This window comes from Collinsella sp. AF33-16 (genome assembly GCF_003475325.1).
GTDB lineage: Bacteria > Actinomycetota > Coriobacteriia > Coriobacteriales > Coriobacteriaceae > Collinsella.
Genome location: NZ_QRQC01000014.1, coordinates 72,484 through 72,713, shown reverse-complemented (window position 1 = coordinate 72,713; position 230 = coordinate 72,484).

Sequence of the window (230 nt, the reverse complement as noted above, 5' to 3'; positions counted from 1 at the left end):
AGCCTCCCATTTCTCATGTCCAAGAAATGGGAGGCAGTTCATTCAAAGCCATGGCAGGCCATTACTTATTTATCGTTCCGCCTCTTCTTGCGGTTGTATTCGAGCAGCAAACCTAAAGAAGTCAAAGCAGATCCGGCAACTGCCAGCGGAAGAACCGGCAGCAGTCTCTCCCCTGTCGAAGCCAGGGCACCCGGCTCGGTGGTCTTGGTCTGGGAGGCGGGGTCGGCCTT